General features: G+C 32.6%; 10 protein-coding genes and 1 other annotated feature. All 10 genes read right to left on the bottom strand.

The features are described from left to right. Window positions 1-157: 157 nt before the first annotated feature. The gene (locus tag KQI38_RS03720; protein WP_216555973.1) at window positions 158-937 is read right to left on the bottom strand and encodes an alpha/beta fold hydrolase; all 780 of its coding nucleotides are present in this window, start codon (window positions 935-937) and stop codon (window positions 158-160) included. A 123-nt stretch (window positions 938-1060) separates the two neighbouring features. After that, window positions 1061-1816: an alpha/beta hydrolase gene (locus KQI38_RS03715; RefSeq protein WP_216555969.1), complete on the bottom strand. Its 756-nt coding sequence runs from the start codon at window positions 1814-1816 to the stop codon at window positions 1061-1063. Between the two features lie 217 nt (window positions 1817-2033). Next, window positions 2034-2957, bottom strand: a complete 924-nt coding sequence (locus KQI38_RS03710) for a class I SAM-dependent methyltransferase (RefSeq protein ID WP_216555967.1) — start codon at window positions 2955-2957, stop codon at window positions 2034-2036. A 346-nt stretch (window positions 2958-3303) separates the two neighbouring features. Beyond that, window positions 3304-4119: a GNAT family N-acetyltransferase gene (locus KQI38_RS03705; RefSeq protein ID WP_216555960.1), complete on the bottom strand. Its 816-nt coding sequence runs from the start codon at window positions 4117-4119 to the stop codon at window positions 3304-3306. Window positions 4120-4279: 160 nt separating this feature from the next. After that, window positions 4280-7384: an isoleucine--tRNA ligase gene (ileS, locus tag KQI38_RS03700; protein WP_216555957.1), complete on the bottom strand. Its 3105-nt coding sequence runs from the start codon at window positions 7382-7384 to the stop codon at window positions 4280-4282. A gap of 259 nt (window positions 7385-7643) precedes the next feature. Beyond that, window positions 7644-7861: a binding site (T-box leader), on the bottom strand. 310 nt (window positions 7862-8171) lie between these two features. Then, on the bottom strand, window positions 8172-10499 hold the full coding sequence (locus tag KQI38_RS03695) for a xanthine dehydrogenase family protein molybdopterin-binding subunit (RefSeq protein ID WP_216555954.1): 2328 nt from the start codon (window positions 10497-10499) through the stop codon (window positions 8172-8174). Next, on the bottom strand, window positions 10496-10948 hold the full coding sequence (locus KQI38_RS03690; protein ID WP_216555946.1) for a (2Fe-2S)-binding protein: 453 nt from the start codon (window positions 10946-10948) through the stop codon (window positions 10496-10498). Before KQI38_RS03690 ends, KQI38_RS03695 begins: the two co-directional genes overlap by 4 nt. Continuing rightward, window positions 10945-11739 carry an FAD binding domain-containing protein gene (locus tag KQI38_RS03685; protein WP_216555943.1) on the bottom strand — a complete coding sequence of 265 codons (795 nt, stop codon included), beginning with the start codon at window positions 11737-11739 and terminating at the stop codon, window positions 10945-10947. Before KQI38_RS03685 ends, KQI38_RS03690 begins: the two co-directional genes overlap by 4 nt. Window position 11740: 1 nt before the next feature. Then, window positions 11741-12559 (bottom strand): GntR family transcriptional regulator, encoded by an 819-nt coding sequence (locus KQI38_RS03680; protein WP_216555940.1) that lies wholly within the window; start codon window positions 12557-12559, stop codon window positions 11741-11743. Between the two features lie 48 nt (window positions 12560-12607). After that, window positions 12608-13945: a uracil-xanthine permease family protein gene (locus KQI38_RS03675; protein WP_216556142.1), complete on the bottom strand. Its 1338-nt coding sequence runs from the start codon at window positions 13943-13945 to the stop codon at window positions 12608-12610. Between the last annotated feature and the right edge of the window lie 860 nt (window positions 13946-14805).

Raw genomic sequence — 14805 nt, 5'->3', positions numbered from 1 at the left:
AGATAATGGAATAATATCTGTGATGTCCCTAAACTAGCTCCTAGAGTATTAACACTTAAAGTAGTTTCTCTCTAAGTAAAAAAGTGTAATGTTCACTCTCCAAGTCGTTTCTTCCCTATGAGTGCCACTTATCAAATAGTCTGTTAGATTATGTTTTTCACTTGCCCAAAACTCTATATTTATTAACAATTTCTGTTATTGCCTCCGCAATTAACTCTGGTTCATCATTTTGTACATAGTGTCTACTTTTCTGTGCTATAATAATTTTACTATCACTAGATAATTTCTTAGATTCAAATTGAAGCTTTTGCTCTACATCTAGAATTTCTTGGTTAGGCCAATCTTTTTTATAATTATCAGGTAATCCTCTAGTTATCACTGTTAACGGAAATTCAAATATACACTTATGTTCATCTACTTGCTTATAACTTTTAATTTTATCAATTTTTTCAGAATTAAGCATTGGATTACTGTAATATTCTCGATTTGAAATTAGTAAATGATTAGGCAAAACCTTCTCAAAAACTAATTCTTTATATTCGGGAGCAGCGTCCACTAATATCATTCCTGCCACTAAATTTGGATGAATACTTGCAAACAACCTTGATACCAACCCTCCAAAAGAATGTCCTACTAAAATAAAAGGAGGCTTAACTGACACTTTTTGCAAAAGCTCAGACAAATCCTCTACAACATCTAAACATGTACGAGGAATTACTGAAGTATCACTTTTACCTATTCCTGCTCTATCATAAGAGAAAGTTGTCGTAAATAATGATATCTTATTTTGAACTGGAGCCCATACTTCGCTACTATCACCCATCCCGGCCTCAAATAATACTGTAGGAGATCCATTTATATAATACTTACTAAACAGCTCATATCCATTAATTTTGCTTCGTTCATTTTTATATTTAACTTCTTCTAAACTCTCCATTATATAACTCCTTCAATAAATTTATTTCCACAGCAAATGTGATACACATCATCCTAAAATTACTCCTCGGTGCACTTTTACACAAATACATTGTTACACTACGAAATCTTATATCCCACAATACTAACAAAGATGATTTGTAAACCATTCAGTAGTTAATTTAACTACTATATCAAAATGTTCAAGGAAACTATGGTTTGCTCCATCAATAACTTCTAATTTTGAGTCATTTGAAAGCAATGCCATTGCTGCTTTAGATCTTTCGTAGAGCAACTTTTCTTCTTCGTCATTATTACCATGAATTATTAAAACTGGGCAATTAACATCTTTTAATAACTCTTTCTGATTAATTAACTCAAAATCTTTTAGAATCCTTTTATCAATTACAATCTTTTTTCGTACTTCTTGTGGTGTGTGCTCTGTTAAATATCCTTTTTCCTCTAATTCTTGCATTTGTTCTTTTGTAAAGAATTCATACCAGTTATACTTAATCGAATCAGTTGCAGCACCTGATAAAACCATTGTTATTATTTCAGGAGTATAACTTTTTAAACAAATAACAGTTCCAAGACTATGCCCATACAGTGCAATTTTTTTATATCCCTTTGACTTTACAAATTGAATTGCTGACTTCAAATCATCCACTTCTTTTTCAACAGTCAGAATATCATCATCACTTTCTCCACAACCACTAAAGTCAAAAAGTAAAGCACTGTAACCTGATTCATTAAATGCCGTAGCAAGCCTTTCAAAACGTCCCTTTGAATGTTTGTTCGACATAAAGCCATGACACATTATAATTATTGATTCAGAAGTAGATGGGTATAGGTGCCCAACTAAGTTTAAGTTTCTTGAGTTTTTAAATCTAACTCGTTCCATCATCTTTCCCTCCTAACAATTCACCTTAAAGCTTATTCTCTATATTTCTGTATCCCATAACGGTTCTGGTTGCCGGCTCCTACGAAATATGAGCAGGTATGCGTAGTGAATGGCAACATCTTGTTAAGTCCTATGGCAACCAAACCCCAATTTTATATAATAACCTGATAGATAAATAAAAAGATATAAAATAACAGGTTTTTCCTATTATAAATAATTAACCCTTCGTACCAGTTACAATGTAATGCATATTTGCGTTCCAAGCCCAATTCTCATTATTGTGAATATTATTAATCAAATGGTTTTGCTTACACTTATACAACTCAATTAATTCCTTAAAATCATCATCGTAAAAGCCATTTTCTGCATATAGGGGGTTCTGTCTTTGTTGCTCTAATATCTCAATTTCACGTCCTATGCCTGACATGATCATATATTTTTTAAAATCATCTGACCAATAACTATCATTATATGAAAATCCAGATGCATAAGGGTGAATTGTAATATTTGTGAGACCACACATTGCAAACATTTTTGGAAAACGCATCACATTCCAATATGTATCTTGTTTTAAAACAGAAGCAGTCGTAATTTCACTATATACTTTTTCTTGCTTTTCAATCAATTCATTTAATCTTTCATTACCTCTAAACGGACATTCTCCTTCCCAATTAATTTCTGGAAAATGTCTTGCAGACACTGAAGCAGACACATTCCCTCCCTGCTTACATACTCGAATCATTTCTTTCAATCCTGCTACATTATCAGAAAGTACCCCAAGATAGGCATGATTTACAACGACATCAAATATGTTATCAGCAAAGGATAGATTAAACCCATCTTCAAGTACTATTTTTGCTTTGGTAGATAATCCTTCTTCTTTAATTTTATTATTTCCATATTCAACGAAGTGCCGGCTTATATCAAAACCAGTAACAGTTCCTATATCAAGTCCTCTTGCGATAAAGCGAGTTAATACTCCTGTTGCACAACCACCATCAAGAACATTATCAGACGACTTGATTCTGAACCATTTGAAAAAAGCATCTCTCATATCATCTCTGAACAACAAAGGTCTTGACGTTTCCCAATCATCATAGTTATCTGCGTTAATCCATATTTCGTTACTACTTCTATCCATCCATTTCTCCCCCCAGATTATATCAATAGTTTTCTATCAATATAAAACCTTACCCAACCAACTCATAACCAAAGCAGTACACTTAAGTCCTTATAAAAAGACTTCGAAGCTCTGCTTCGATATTGCTATATTACCTTAATGCCACTGACCTTTACACTTTTATAAACATATACTACTTCTGCCCTTCATTATTCATAAAAATTCTTACAATATACTATTCTACAAATTTTGCTAAACTCCTTCTTCTATCACTAAATACTTTTTGAATAAAAAAACAAGGTAAATGATTTTTACCATTTACCTTGTTTCAACAAAAGTGATAAATTTTTATTCATTATTTAATTGCCTAAACTTCAAATCTAATTTGATTTACTATCCCACATTCTACAAATCCCACATTCTTATAAGCCTTATTTGAAGCCAGATTTGACAAATCTGTATAAAGCATTGGTATCTTATTCTCATTATATATAATTTTACTTAGTTCACTAACCAATGCCCCTGCATATCCTTTTTTACGATGTGATGGCGGAGTATATACTTCATTTATTCTCCCATGTCTAGGAGAACGATGGGCAATATTAGCCATTGACACAATTTCATTACTATTTTTCCAGACATAGAAATTATCACTGAGTATATAAGACCTTGCGGCTTTAAATTGTTTATCCATTGTCGTGCTTATACCAAAGCAATCTTGTATAAATCCTCCAAAAAATTCAGATATAATTTCTACATCTTCCAAAGATGGTTTACTAATTGAGCCACTAACATGCATTGGAAAATTTATATTGGGACAATAATATGATTCCATACACATGGATATTTTCCAAGTTATATTCTTCCGCTTTGCATAATTATTTGCCAAAAACTCAGCTATTTCTGGTTTCGCAACAAACTCTAAACTATCCTGTTCTTTAAACAAATTATAAAAACCATCCGCTAACTCTTTATATTCTTGTTCTTCTACATCTTTATCAGTCCATATCCATGCAGGATGCTGTGGTGAAGATTGTGCAATAATAACTTTGCCATTTTCACTTTTTATCAAAATAGGATCATCTGACTCCCTAATACGGTGCATCAAATTAAACCTAACTTCTTCTGTTATAAATGGTTTAGTATCAAAAACATTTGAGGATTTATCAAATGGTATAAACATGGAAATTCCCCCTTTATAAAAAAAGATTCTATCGAAGCAATTAGAGATTTTTATTAAATACATTTAGATCGATTTTTTTGAAAAACCAAAAATAAGTAAGTACTTTCCTATGGGTTATAAGCAAGGTAGATAACTCTTGCTATCTACCTTGTTCTAATTTCTATTCTATTTTTTCTAATCTTATTCCTGTCATTTGTCCATTTAAGTCTTGCTTTTCTAAACTTTCTTCTGTTACTCTTTCTATGGATTTAGCTAGAGTCTCAGATTTAATAAATGCATCATACTCATCTAAAGCTGCCTTAATGTCATCAGATCCATCATAGAATATATTTATATTATCTAGAACCTCATATCCATTATTCTTTCTCATTTGCTGAACCTTGGATACGAATTCTCTTGCATATCCTTCATTGATTAAATCAGGAGTTAAAGTTGTATCCAATATTACAAATAGATTGTTTTCCATTGCCACATCAAAGCCTTCTTTAGATGATATAGTAACTAATACATAATCCTTTTCTATTTCCATATCTTCACCATCTAGGTTTAATACTAGTTTCTCACCTGATTCTAGCTTTTCTACTGTAGTATGTGCATTAAGTTCATTTAAAGCTTTTCCAAAGGATTTTATCTTCCCACCAAGTATTGAACCTGCAACCTTGAAATTTGGTTTTAAAGAATAATTCATGAATTGAGATAAATCTCTTTCAAACACTACTTCTTTAACATTCAATTCTTCCATTATTAGAGGAGCTAAATCTTTTATTTGTTCCTCATATTTTCCGTCTATCACTACTTCTTTAAGAGGCTGACGTACTTTTATCTTTACTGATTCACGAGATGCACGACCAAGTCCTACTAAATCTCTTACTAAATCCATTTTTTCTTCTATTGCTTTATTTATTAACTCCTCATTTATGTCTGGATAATATGATAAATGTACTGATTCATCTTCTGTCAGATTTTGATATATTTCCTCGGAAATAAATGGTACAAATGGAGCTACCATTTTACATAATCCTACAAGTATTTCATAGGTTGTATTATATACTGCTTTTTTATCATCATCTAACTCTGTTGACCAGAATCTTCTTCTATTTCTTCTGATATACCAGTTAGATAGATCCTCTATTACAAATTCTTGAATATCTCTTACAACCTTTGTTAGTTCAAAAATATCCATATTTGCTTTTACTTCCTTTAAAAGACTATTATATTTTGAAAGTATCCATCTATCTATTTCAGGTCTATCTTTATATTCGATGAAAAATTCTCTTGGATTTATACCATCAGTATTCGCATATAATGAGAAGAAATTGTATACATTTCTTATGGATCTAAAGAATTTACTCTCTACTTCTCTAAGACCATCTTCGTCGAATTTTGTTGGTGTCCATGGTGGAGATACGTAGATTATATACCATCTTAGAACATCTGCACCGTATCTATCAAATAAATCAAATGGATCTACTGTATTCCCTCTTGACTTAGACATTTTCTTTCCTTCTTTATCTAATACTAAGTCATTTACAAGTACATTTTTATATGGTGATTTACCTGTTACAAAGGTTGAAATAGCCAATAGTGAATAGAACCATCCTCTCGTTTGATCTATACCTTCACAGATAAAATCTGCTGGGAATAATAAATCAAAGTCATCTTTATGTTCAAATGGATAATGATGTTGTGCAAATGGCATAGCACCACTATCAAACCAAACATCTACTACATCTTTTTCTCTCGTCATTGTGCCATTACATTTTTCACATTTTAAATGAATATTATCTACATATGGTCTATGAAGTTCTACGCTCATATCTATATCTTCTATAGCTTTTTCTACTAATTCTGCTCTTGAACCTACTGAAGTTATATGACCGCAGTCATTACATCTCCATATAGGTAATGGCGTACCCCAATATCTGGATCTTGAAATTGCCCAATCATTTAAGTTTTCAAGCCAGTTTCCAAATCTCTTTTCTCCTACAAATTCTGGATACCAATTTACACCATTGTTGTTCTCTATTAACTTATCTTTCAGCTTAGTTATTTCTATATACCAAGAAGGTTTTGCATAATATAATAATGGTGTTTTACATCTCCAACAATGTGGATAGTTATGAGCTACCTTTTCTTTCTTATACATCTTTCCTTCTTCTTTAAGCCATTTTATTATATCAAGGTCTGCATCCATTACGAATTTACCTTCCCAAGGAGTTTGAGTAAATTTGCCGTCCTCTGATACCGGCTGAATAACTGGTAAACCGTATCTCATTCCAGTATTATAGTCATCTTCACCAAATGCAGGTGCAGTATGAACTATTCCTGTTCCATCCTCTGTAGTTACATAATCTGCTACTGTCACAAAGAATGCTTTTCCTTCTACATTTATAAATGGAATTAGTTGTTCATATTCAACAAATTCTAACTCCTTGCCCTTTAGCTCCCCTAATACTTCATAGTCTTCACCTAATACCTTATTAGCTAAGACCTTTCCTACATAGTATATTTCATCATTTTGTCTAACTTTCAAATAAGTTTCTACAGCATTTACTGTTAAGGAAACATTAGATGGAAGAGTCCAAGGAGTTGTAGTCCAAGCCAAGAAATATTCATTTCTATCTTTTAGCTTAAACTTTGCTATCACTGTATCTGTCTTTATTTCTTCATATCCTTGTGCAACCTCATGAGAAGCAAGACCTGTACCACATCTAGAGCAATATGGCAGTATTTTATGTCCTTCATATATTAAGCCTTCTTTATTAAATTTATCTAATATCCACCATACTGATTCAATATAATCGTTTTCTAATGTTATATATGGGTTATCTAAATCTATTAGATATGCCATCCTTTCTGTCATGTCTCTCCAAAGTTTTTCATATTGAAAAACAGATTCTTTACATTGCTTATTAAATGCTTCTAATCCATAAGATTCGATATCATGTTTATTTTTCAAATTTAATTTTTTTTCTACTTCGATCTCTACCGGAAGTCCGTGAGTATCCCAGCCTGCTTTCCTCTTTACTTGATAGCCTTGCATAGTCTTATATCTACATGTTAAATCCTTTAATGTCCTAGACATTACATGATGTATACCTGGTTTCCCATTTGCCGTAGGAGGTCCTTCAAAAAACACATATGGCTTCTTTTCATCTCTTGAAGTAACTGATTTATGAAGTAAATCTATTTCTTGCCAGTATTTGCTAATATTATGCTCTCTGACCTTTACAGGTTCATTTGATAATTCATTAAACCTTTTCACTTTTTTCATCCTTTCATTATAGAATCATCGCAGTTTCGCTGTACAAATTCATTTGCTACCTTAATTTGCTCCATAGAGTATAGTTCAGTGGTGTCCGCTAGGACCTATCGTTCGTTGTGTTAGGTCACTTTACGCAGTTTCGCAACTCAAATCTATTTGCTCGCTACGCTCGCATAGATTTGGTGCTCATTGCGTTTGACCTACTAAACCTCACTATCGTTCGCTAAGTTAGGTCATAAAAAAACCCCTAAGTCAAAGACTTAGGGACGAAATTTCCGCGGTACCACCCAAATTACAAGAATTAAAATAAATACTTCTTGTCACTTAATAAGTATAACGTCTTCACGTAATACCTTACTCTCTTCAGGTATTATGCTCAAAGGTGATCTTCACAAAGCTATTTATAATAATCTCACACCAAATGATTATCTCTCTTTAATAAATTATCTCTGCTACTGTCCTTATCAATGCATAGATTTTCACTTGTATAATAATATACTTTATTTACAAGCATTTGTCAAGAAAAAGCAAATTAAACCCATAAATTAATATACTTAATAAATAGTTGATTAGATGTAAGAAAAGCGTCTATCGATGTGTTAAAGGTAGCTTTTCTTGGCCACTGCACATTCAACTTGCACGAAATCAAAGATTTCAGCAATTTACTTAAAACTCATTTAGGTCATAGCAAGTTCTTAAAATAAAAAGACAAAAAGTATAGCTTTCCTATTCGTTATAAAAATATATATCATATATATTCTATTTTATTAAAAATAACTTATAGAAATTAAAGGATACTTCTATTTCTTTTCATTAATAGCATTTTTACTTTTTCAGGAGTTATAGGCAGATCCCTTATTCTAATTCCTACTGCATTAAATACAGCATCAGCAATTGCAGGAGAAACTGAATTTGTGACAACTTCTCCAATGGATTTTGCACCAAATGGACCCGTAGCATCATATCCATCTGCAAAATCCACAATTATATTATTAATGTCCATTCTGCATGGAATCTTATACTGCATCATACTATTAGTTATAAGCTTACCTAATTTTGTTTCCTTTACTTCTTCAAATAATGCCATTCCTATTCCTTGTACTATTCCTCCTTCTGCCTGTATTCTAGCTAACTTAGGATTAATCACAGTCCCACAGTCTATAATAGATACAAAATTTATCAAATCTACTTTTCCTGTTTCAATATCAACCTCTACTTCAGCAAAACCTGATATAAAAGGAGGTGCTATATCTACAGTGCCGAAGGACCCTGTAGCAGTCAATTGAGCATGAGGCATTTTATATATAAGTTTATTGCTTAAATCTGATAATGATATTGACTTGCTCCCATCTTTGCTCTTAAAATTAACTCCATCAAATTTAATCTCTGACAGCTCTATTCTCAAAATTCTAGCAGCTTCTTCTTCCATCATAGTTCTCATCTTAAAGGCTGCATTTTTTACTGCATTGCCAGAGAAATATGTAGTTCCAGAAGCGTACGCTCCAACATCAAATGGAGTGAGTTCAGTATCTGCAGAAAATACAGTTATACTATTAACTGATATTCCTAATGCTTCTGCAGCTATTTGCTTCAAAATAGTATCACTTCCAGTGCCTATATCTGCTGCACCTGTCAGCAAAGTAAATTTCCCTCCATCGTCAAGCTTTATGGTAGCAGAAGCAGTATCTATTCCCGGTATTCCAGAACCCTGCATGGCAATAGCCATTCCCACTCCTCTTATTACTGTAGAAGAAATTTCTATCCTTGGAAACTTATTATCCCAATCTATAAGTTCTTTTCCTCTTTTAACACAATATTCAAGTTCGCAGCTATTCATAATAATGGGATTTTTACCTGCTCCAACAGTAGTTATATTAAATATCTCTGAAGTTTCTCCTTTTTTTATCATGTTCTTTTCTCTAAGTTCTAAAGGGTCCATATTCAATTTATAAGCTAATTCATTCACCGCTGATTCTAATGCAAAGGTACCTTGGGTTACACCATAACCCCTAAAAGCTCCTCCCGGGGTACGATTGGTATATACTGCTTTACCAGTAAATCTTGATGCCTTTGTTTTATTATATAAAGGTAAAGTTTTATATCCTGCTGAGCCTAGTACAGTGCTGGCATGTTCTCCATATGCTCCAGTATCTGACAGAACTTTCATATCTATAGCTTTAATATTTCCATTTTTATCAGAACCAATAGTAACTCCTATTTTCATTGCATGCCTTGAAGATGTAGATTCAAAAGTTTCTCTTCTGTTATAAATTATTTTTGATGGCTTACCTGTTTTATATGTTACCAGTGCAGGGTAAAATTCTGCCTGAGCATTTTGTTTTCCCCCAAATCCTCCTCCGATTCTAGGTTTAATAACTCTTACCTTATTTACTGGAATTCCTAAAGACTTAGCAACATGTCTTCTAACATGGAAAGGAACTTGAGTTGATGATACTACAACAAGCGTTCCATATTGATCTATATATGAATATGCCCTGTATGTTTCCATCATAGTATGTGCTGTGGCCTGTGTAGAATATTCCTCATTTACAATCACGTCACAGCTTTTCAATATTTCTTCAACGCCACCAATTTCAAAGCTATATTCTGAAGCAATATTTTTTTCTGGATTAAATCCTTTATCCATATTCATAAAACATCTATCTCTAAAATGTATTTTACTTTTACTTTCTTCTGCTTTCATCATATCCAAAACTGGGTCATATACCTCATAATCCACTTTTATAAGTTTTATTGCCTTAAGCGCCGTTTCCTCTGTATCTGCAGCAACTATTGCTACCTCATCTCCAATATATCTTACATATTCATCTAAAATATATTTATCATAAGTTGATGGCTCAGGATATGATTGACCTGCTCTTGTATATAGATATTTCGGTACATTCTCATGAGTAAAAATACATTCAACTCCCGGAACTTTTTTTGCATTTTCGATATTTATACTTTTTATTCTGGCAAATGCATAAGGGCTTCTTAGTATTTTAATTATAAGACAATTCTTAGATGCAAGATCATCTGTATATACAGGCTTCCCCGTAACCAACCCCATTCCATCTACTTTTGGTATTCCTTTCCCTATAGCATATCCACTCATTCCTTCACCTCCATATATTTCATTATTCCTCTAAGCTGTCCTACATATCCTGTACATCTGCATAGATTTCCAGTTAAATATTGAGATATATCTCTTTTAGTAGGATTTTTAAGCTCATTTTTCATTGCAATAACAGTCAAAATAAGTCCCGGACTACAATATCCACATTGTTCTGCTCCTTCGGAGACTAAAAGTTCCCCAAGCTTTTTCTCCTCATCAGAAATTCCTTCAATTGTGGTTATATGTTTATTCTCTGCTCTAACTGCAAAATATGAACAAGATAAAATCGGTTTTCCATCTATCAGTATAGTACATACACCGCAGCAACCTGTATCACATGCTCTTTTTACACTAAGATATCCATAACGTCTTAGAACTTCAGAAAGATACTCATCTGGTCTGACATCTAAAGATTTCTTGCATCCATTTATATATAAGTTTATAATCATCTCTGCACCTCCAATAATGCCCTTTTAACAAGTATCTTAGAAATTTCTTTCCTATATTCACAAGTTCCTCTATTATTGGTTCCGAAATGAATTTCCTCCGATACTAGTTCTCCGGCTTTAGTTGCAGTATCTTCATTGACTTCAACATTACTTATGTATTCCATTGCTTCATATGCTAATATTGCAGCTCTAGGTCTTGCTCCAATTGATATTCTATACTTTCCATTTACTCTACTAACCCCTACACTTAATATGGCATAATCCACTGCAGAATTTCTTATGGTCTGAAAATCTGCTCTTTGTATATTCTTTTTGATAATTACCTTTTCTAAGATATCCTTTCTGTAGTCTTTCTCCTTAAGATACTCTTCTAAGGATATCCTACCTCCCTTATATAAATAAATATCTGCATCTAATGCCAATAAAGCTGTAATTGGATCTGAAAATCCATATCTTGAGTAGACTGTTGCACCTATTGTAGCTATATTTCTAAGCTGAACTCCAATTATATGCTTAACAGAATCCTCAATTATATTTCCAAAATTATTCTTTAAAATCTGTGAAGTCTCAAAATCTCTTAGGCTAGTCATTCCCCCGATTTCAACTTCTTCCTCTAGCTCATTTATATATTCAATCCCCGTCTGTGATAAATCTATAGCCAAACCGATTTTCCTATTTCCCATTCTCAAAAAGCATCCTCCTCCAATCAATCTAGCTGATCTCTTGGAAATAAATGCAGAATATGCTTCGTCTAAACTTTTAGGTAACAAATAATCCCCAAATGTTATCATCTTAATCACCAGTCCTCTTATTAATGCTAGAACCAAGCTTGCTAAGCTTTGCACCATAATTGCTTCTCAATGCATTAAATCTAATGAGTTCATCTACATAATACTCCGAATTATACATTACTACTTTTCCATCAGTAGCGTATTTGATTACATCAGCTCTAAGCAATGGAGAATTTATATCTAAATTTAATATCTCAGATAACTCCTTAGTAACCAATTCAGGGATTAATTCCATATAGTCATGACTGAATTCAAAATTAGTATTTTCTTCAATGAAATCAAACATAGACTGCCCAAAAAGTTCTTCAGAAAAATCTAAGTCTTTTAATATTTTCTTGGGTAATCTATTTATGCAATATACGGCTTGCTTTCCATCTGCGAAAAATATTTTTTCTACAATAAGTATTTCTTCTCCTCTTTTTATATTTAAAATTTGTGCTGTCTTCTCATCAGCCTTATCCCACTTATGAGAAAGTACATCTACCTCCAAATCATATCCGCAATCTTTTAAAAAACTCCCTAGTTCTCCAGTATAATCAATATTTTCAGAGAGTTTTCTTGCGAATGTAGTAATCATAGTATTGCTTCCTTGACTTTTAGATATCAGTCCTTCATTTTCCAATACCTTCAATGCCTCTCTGATAGTCAGTCTGGAAATCCCCATATTCTTTGCTATCGTACCTTCTGAAGGCAGTTTTGAACTATCTCCATTCTCCATATTCAAAATATATTCTCTAAGATATTCTATTGTCTGCTGAACCATGGTCTGCTTATTGATTTTATGCATATCTCCAATATTCATATTTATTCTTCCTTTCATAAATACTTTTTCTGAAATCGATAATATTATAAATTACATTAATATAATCTAATTTTCTTGCCCATCCTTATCATTCGATTCATCTTTAGGTAGTATTAAGTTTAATATTATAGCCGTTAGTGTGGAAATCACAACTGAAGAACTTCCAAATACAGTATCTACCCATGCAGGAAATCCAGCTAATGAACCAGGAACTGATGTAATCCCTACCCCTAAAGCCACTGCTAATCCGACTATGGCTGTATTTCTTGGAGTTAACTTAGAAGAGGATATCATTTTTATTCCAGTCATTGTTATCATTGAAAACACCGAAATCGTAGCTCCCCCTATAACTGCTTGAGGTATAGTCGTAAGTAATGATGCAAATTTAGGTATTAATCCTGCTACTAGAAAAATAATTGCGGCAAAAACAAATACCATCTTATTTACAACACGATTAACAGTTATGATTCCAACATTTTGACTATAAGTTGCTGTAGGCAGTCCACCAAAGAATGCACTGATAACGCTGGTTACACCATTTGCTTTTATTCCTCCTGATAACTCCTTATCCATAGGCTCTCTATCTAGTCCCCCAATAGTTGTTGATGATAAATCTCCTATAGCCTGGACTGCATTTACTATATATATTATAACCATAGAAATGATGGAGCTAATTTCAAATTTAATTCCAAAGTGCATCGGAGCAACTATTTTAAACCATCCTGATTCTGAGACCGTATCAAAAGATATAATGCCAAGCATTAAGGATATAACATATCCTACTATCATCCCTATTAGTATGGCCGCCAACTTTATTGAACCTTTTGTAAAATATGTAAGAAAAACAACTACTCCAAATGTAATCATGGCAATCATCCAGTTCTGAGGTGAACCAAAATTAGGGTTTCCCGCACCGCCAGCCATATATCTAATAGCAACAGGATAAAGTGATAGTCCTATTGTAAATATTACGGTTCCAGTCACTATAGGCGGAAAAAATCTTCTAAGCTCCTTTACATACATGCCTACTATAAATGCAGCTATTCCTCCTGCTATCTGTGCACCAAAAATTGCAGCTATACCAAACTGCCCTCCAATTGCAAGTATAGTAGGTACATAAGCGAAGCTGGTACCAATGATTATAGGCAGCCCGGAGCCTATACCCTTTATTGGAAATAACTGTAATAAGGTTGCAAGAGCCGTTATAATAAGTGAAATTTGAACTAATATCGTTCTATCAGCTGAATCTAAACCAGTAACATTGGCTACCAATAATGCTGGAGTAACTACGCCAACAATTGCAGCTACAACGTGCTGAAATCCCAGAGGTATTACCTCCTTAATCTTTGGAATCCCTTCTATTTCAAAAATTGTACCTGATACTTTTACTGAATTCTCTTTCATCACAAACCCATCTCCATTCCCATAAATATTTTTTATGATACCCTTATGAACATATTATCTTATCAACTTATCTGATAAGTTTGAAGATAGTTTATATTATAACACTCCATTTTAAATTATATAAATTTTACAAATTTTCAATGATATGGAACCGCGATAATAATATATCAATGTCGAATTGATAAAATTTATACATATGGATATTCTTACTATATTGATATAATCATATATAAATTGATAGTATCTTTATTATATAATTTATACAAAATAATATATCCAATATAAAATATTTTTGATTTCTCCCTATACTATTAAAGTAAGAAAAGCGTCTATCGACGCATAATGAGGTAGCTTTTCTTGTCCACTTCATAAGCAACTTGCATGAAATCAAAGTTTTCGGCAATCTGCTTAAAACCCAAATAGGTCAAGTTCTTTAAATGAAAACAGAAAACTAGAACTTTCCTATTCGTTACAAAAAAGCTTCTATGGAAGGGTTAAATATATCTAGTATCTTTAATGTTTTAAAAAATAGGAAATGAGTTGAAGATGAAGAAATTAAATTATTGCAGAATATCTCAATAGAATTAACAGAAAATTATAGCATTCATATAAAAATATCTGGACATTTTAGTCAATATGTTAGCACCTATTGTTTCAGATATAGAAGGTAAGACAGATTTCAATAATTTAGGTAGCTCTTAAATTCATTATGCAAAGGAGAATTTAAATTGCAATTTTCTCTGATGTTACCCCCTAAATCCGGACACGGATTCAGGGGGTATTATCATGTCTAAATATTCATTTGAGTTTAAGTTAAAATTAGTTAAAGAATACATGGAGGGAGAAACTGGTGGTTACAA

It is taken from the genome of Tissierella carlieri (assembly GCF_018917285.1).
Classification (GTDB): Bacteria; Bacillota; Clostridia; order Tissierellales; family Tissierellaceae; genus Tissierella; species Tissierella carlieri.
The sequence above is the reverse complement of the archived record's forward strand: the minus strand, read 5'-3'. Positions and strand labels throughout refer to the sequence as shown.

Coding starts and splice junctions, on each gene's coding strand:
- KQI38_RS03720 (WP_216555973.1), bottom strand. CDS start 937: ATGGAGAGTTTAGAAGAAGTTAAATATAAAAATGAACGAAGCAAAATT.
- KQI38_RS03715 (WP_216555969.1), bottom strand. CDS start 1,816: ATGGAACGAGTTAGATTTAAAAACTCAAGAAACTTAAACTTAGTTGGG.
- KQI38_RS03710 (WP_216555967.1), bottom strand. CDS start 2,957: ATGGATAGAAGTAGTAACGAAATATGGATTAACGCAGATAACTATGAT.
- KQI38_RS03705 (WP_216555960.1), bottom strand. CDS start 4,119: ATGTTTATACCATTTGATAAATCCTCAAATGTTTTTGATACTAAACCA.
- KQI38_RS03695 (WP_216555954.1), bottom strand. CDS start 10,499: ATGAGTGGATATGCTATAGGGAAAGGAATACCAAAAGTAGATGGAATG.
- KQI38_RS03690 (WP_216555946.1), bottom strand. CDS start 10,948: ATGATTATAAACTTATATATAAATGGATGCAAGAAATCTTTAGATGTC.
- KQI38_RS03685 (WP_216555943.1), bottom strand. CDS start 11,739: ATGATAACATTTGGGGATTATTTGTTACCTAAAAGTTTAGACGAAGCA.
- KQI38_RS03680 (WP_216555940.1), bottom strand. CDS start 12,559: ATGAAAGGAAGAATAAATATGAATATTGGAGATATGCATAAAATCAAT.
- KQI38_RS03675 (WP_216556142.1), bottom strand. CDS start 13,945: ATGAAAGAGAATTCAGTAAAAGTATCAGGTACAATTTTTGAAATAGAA.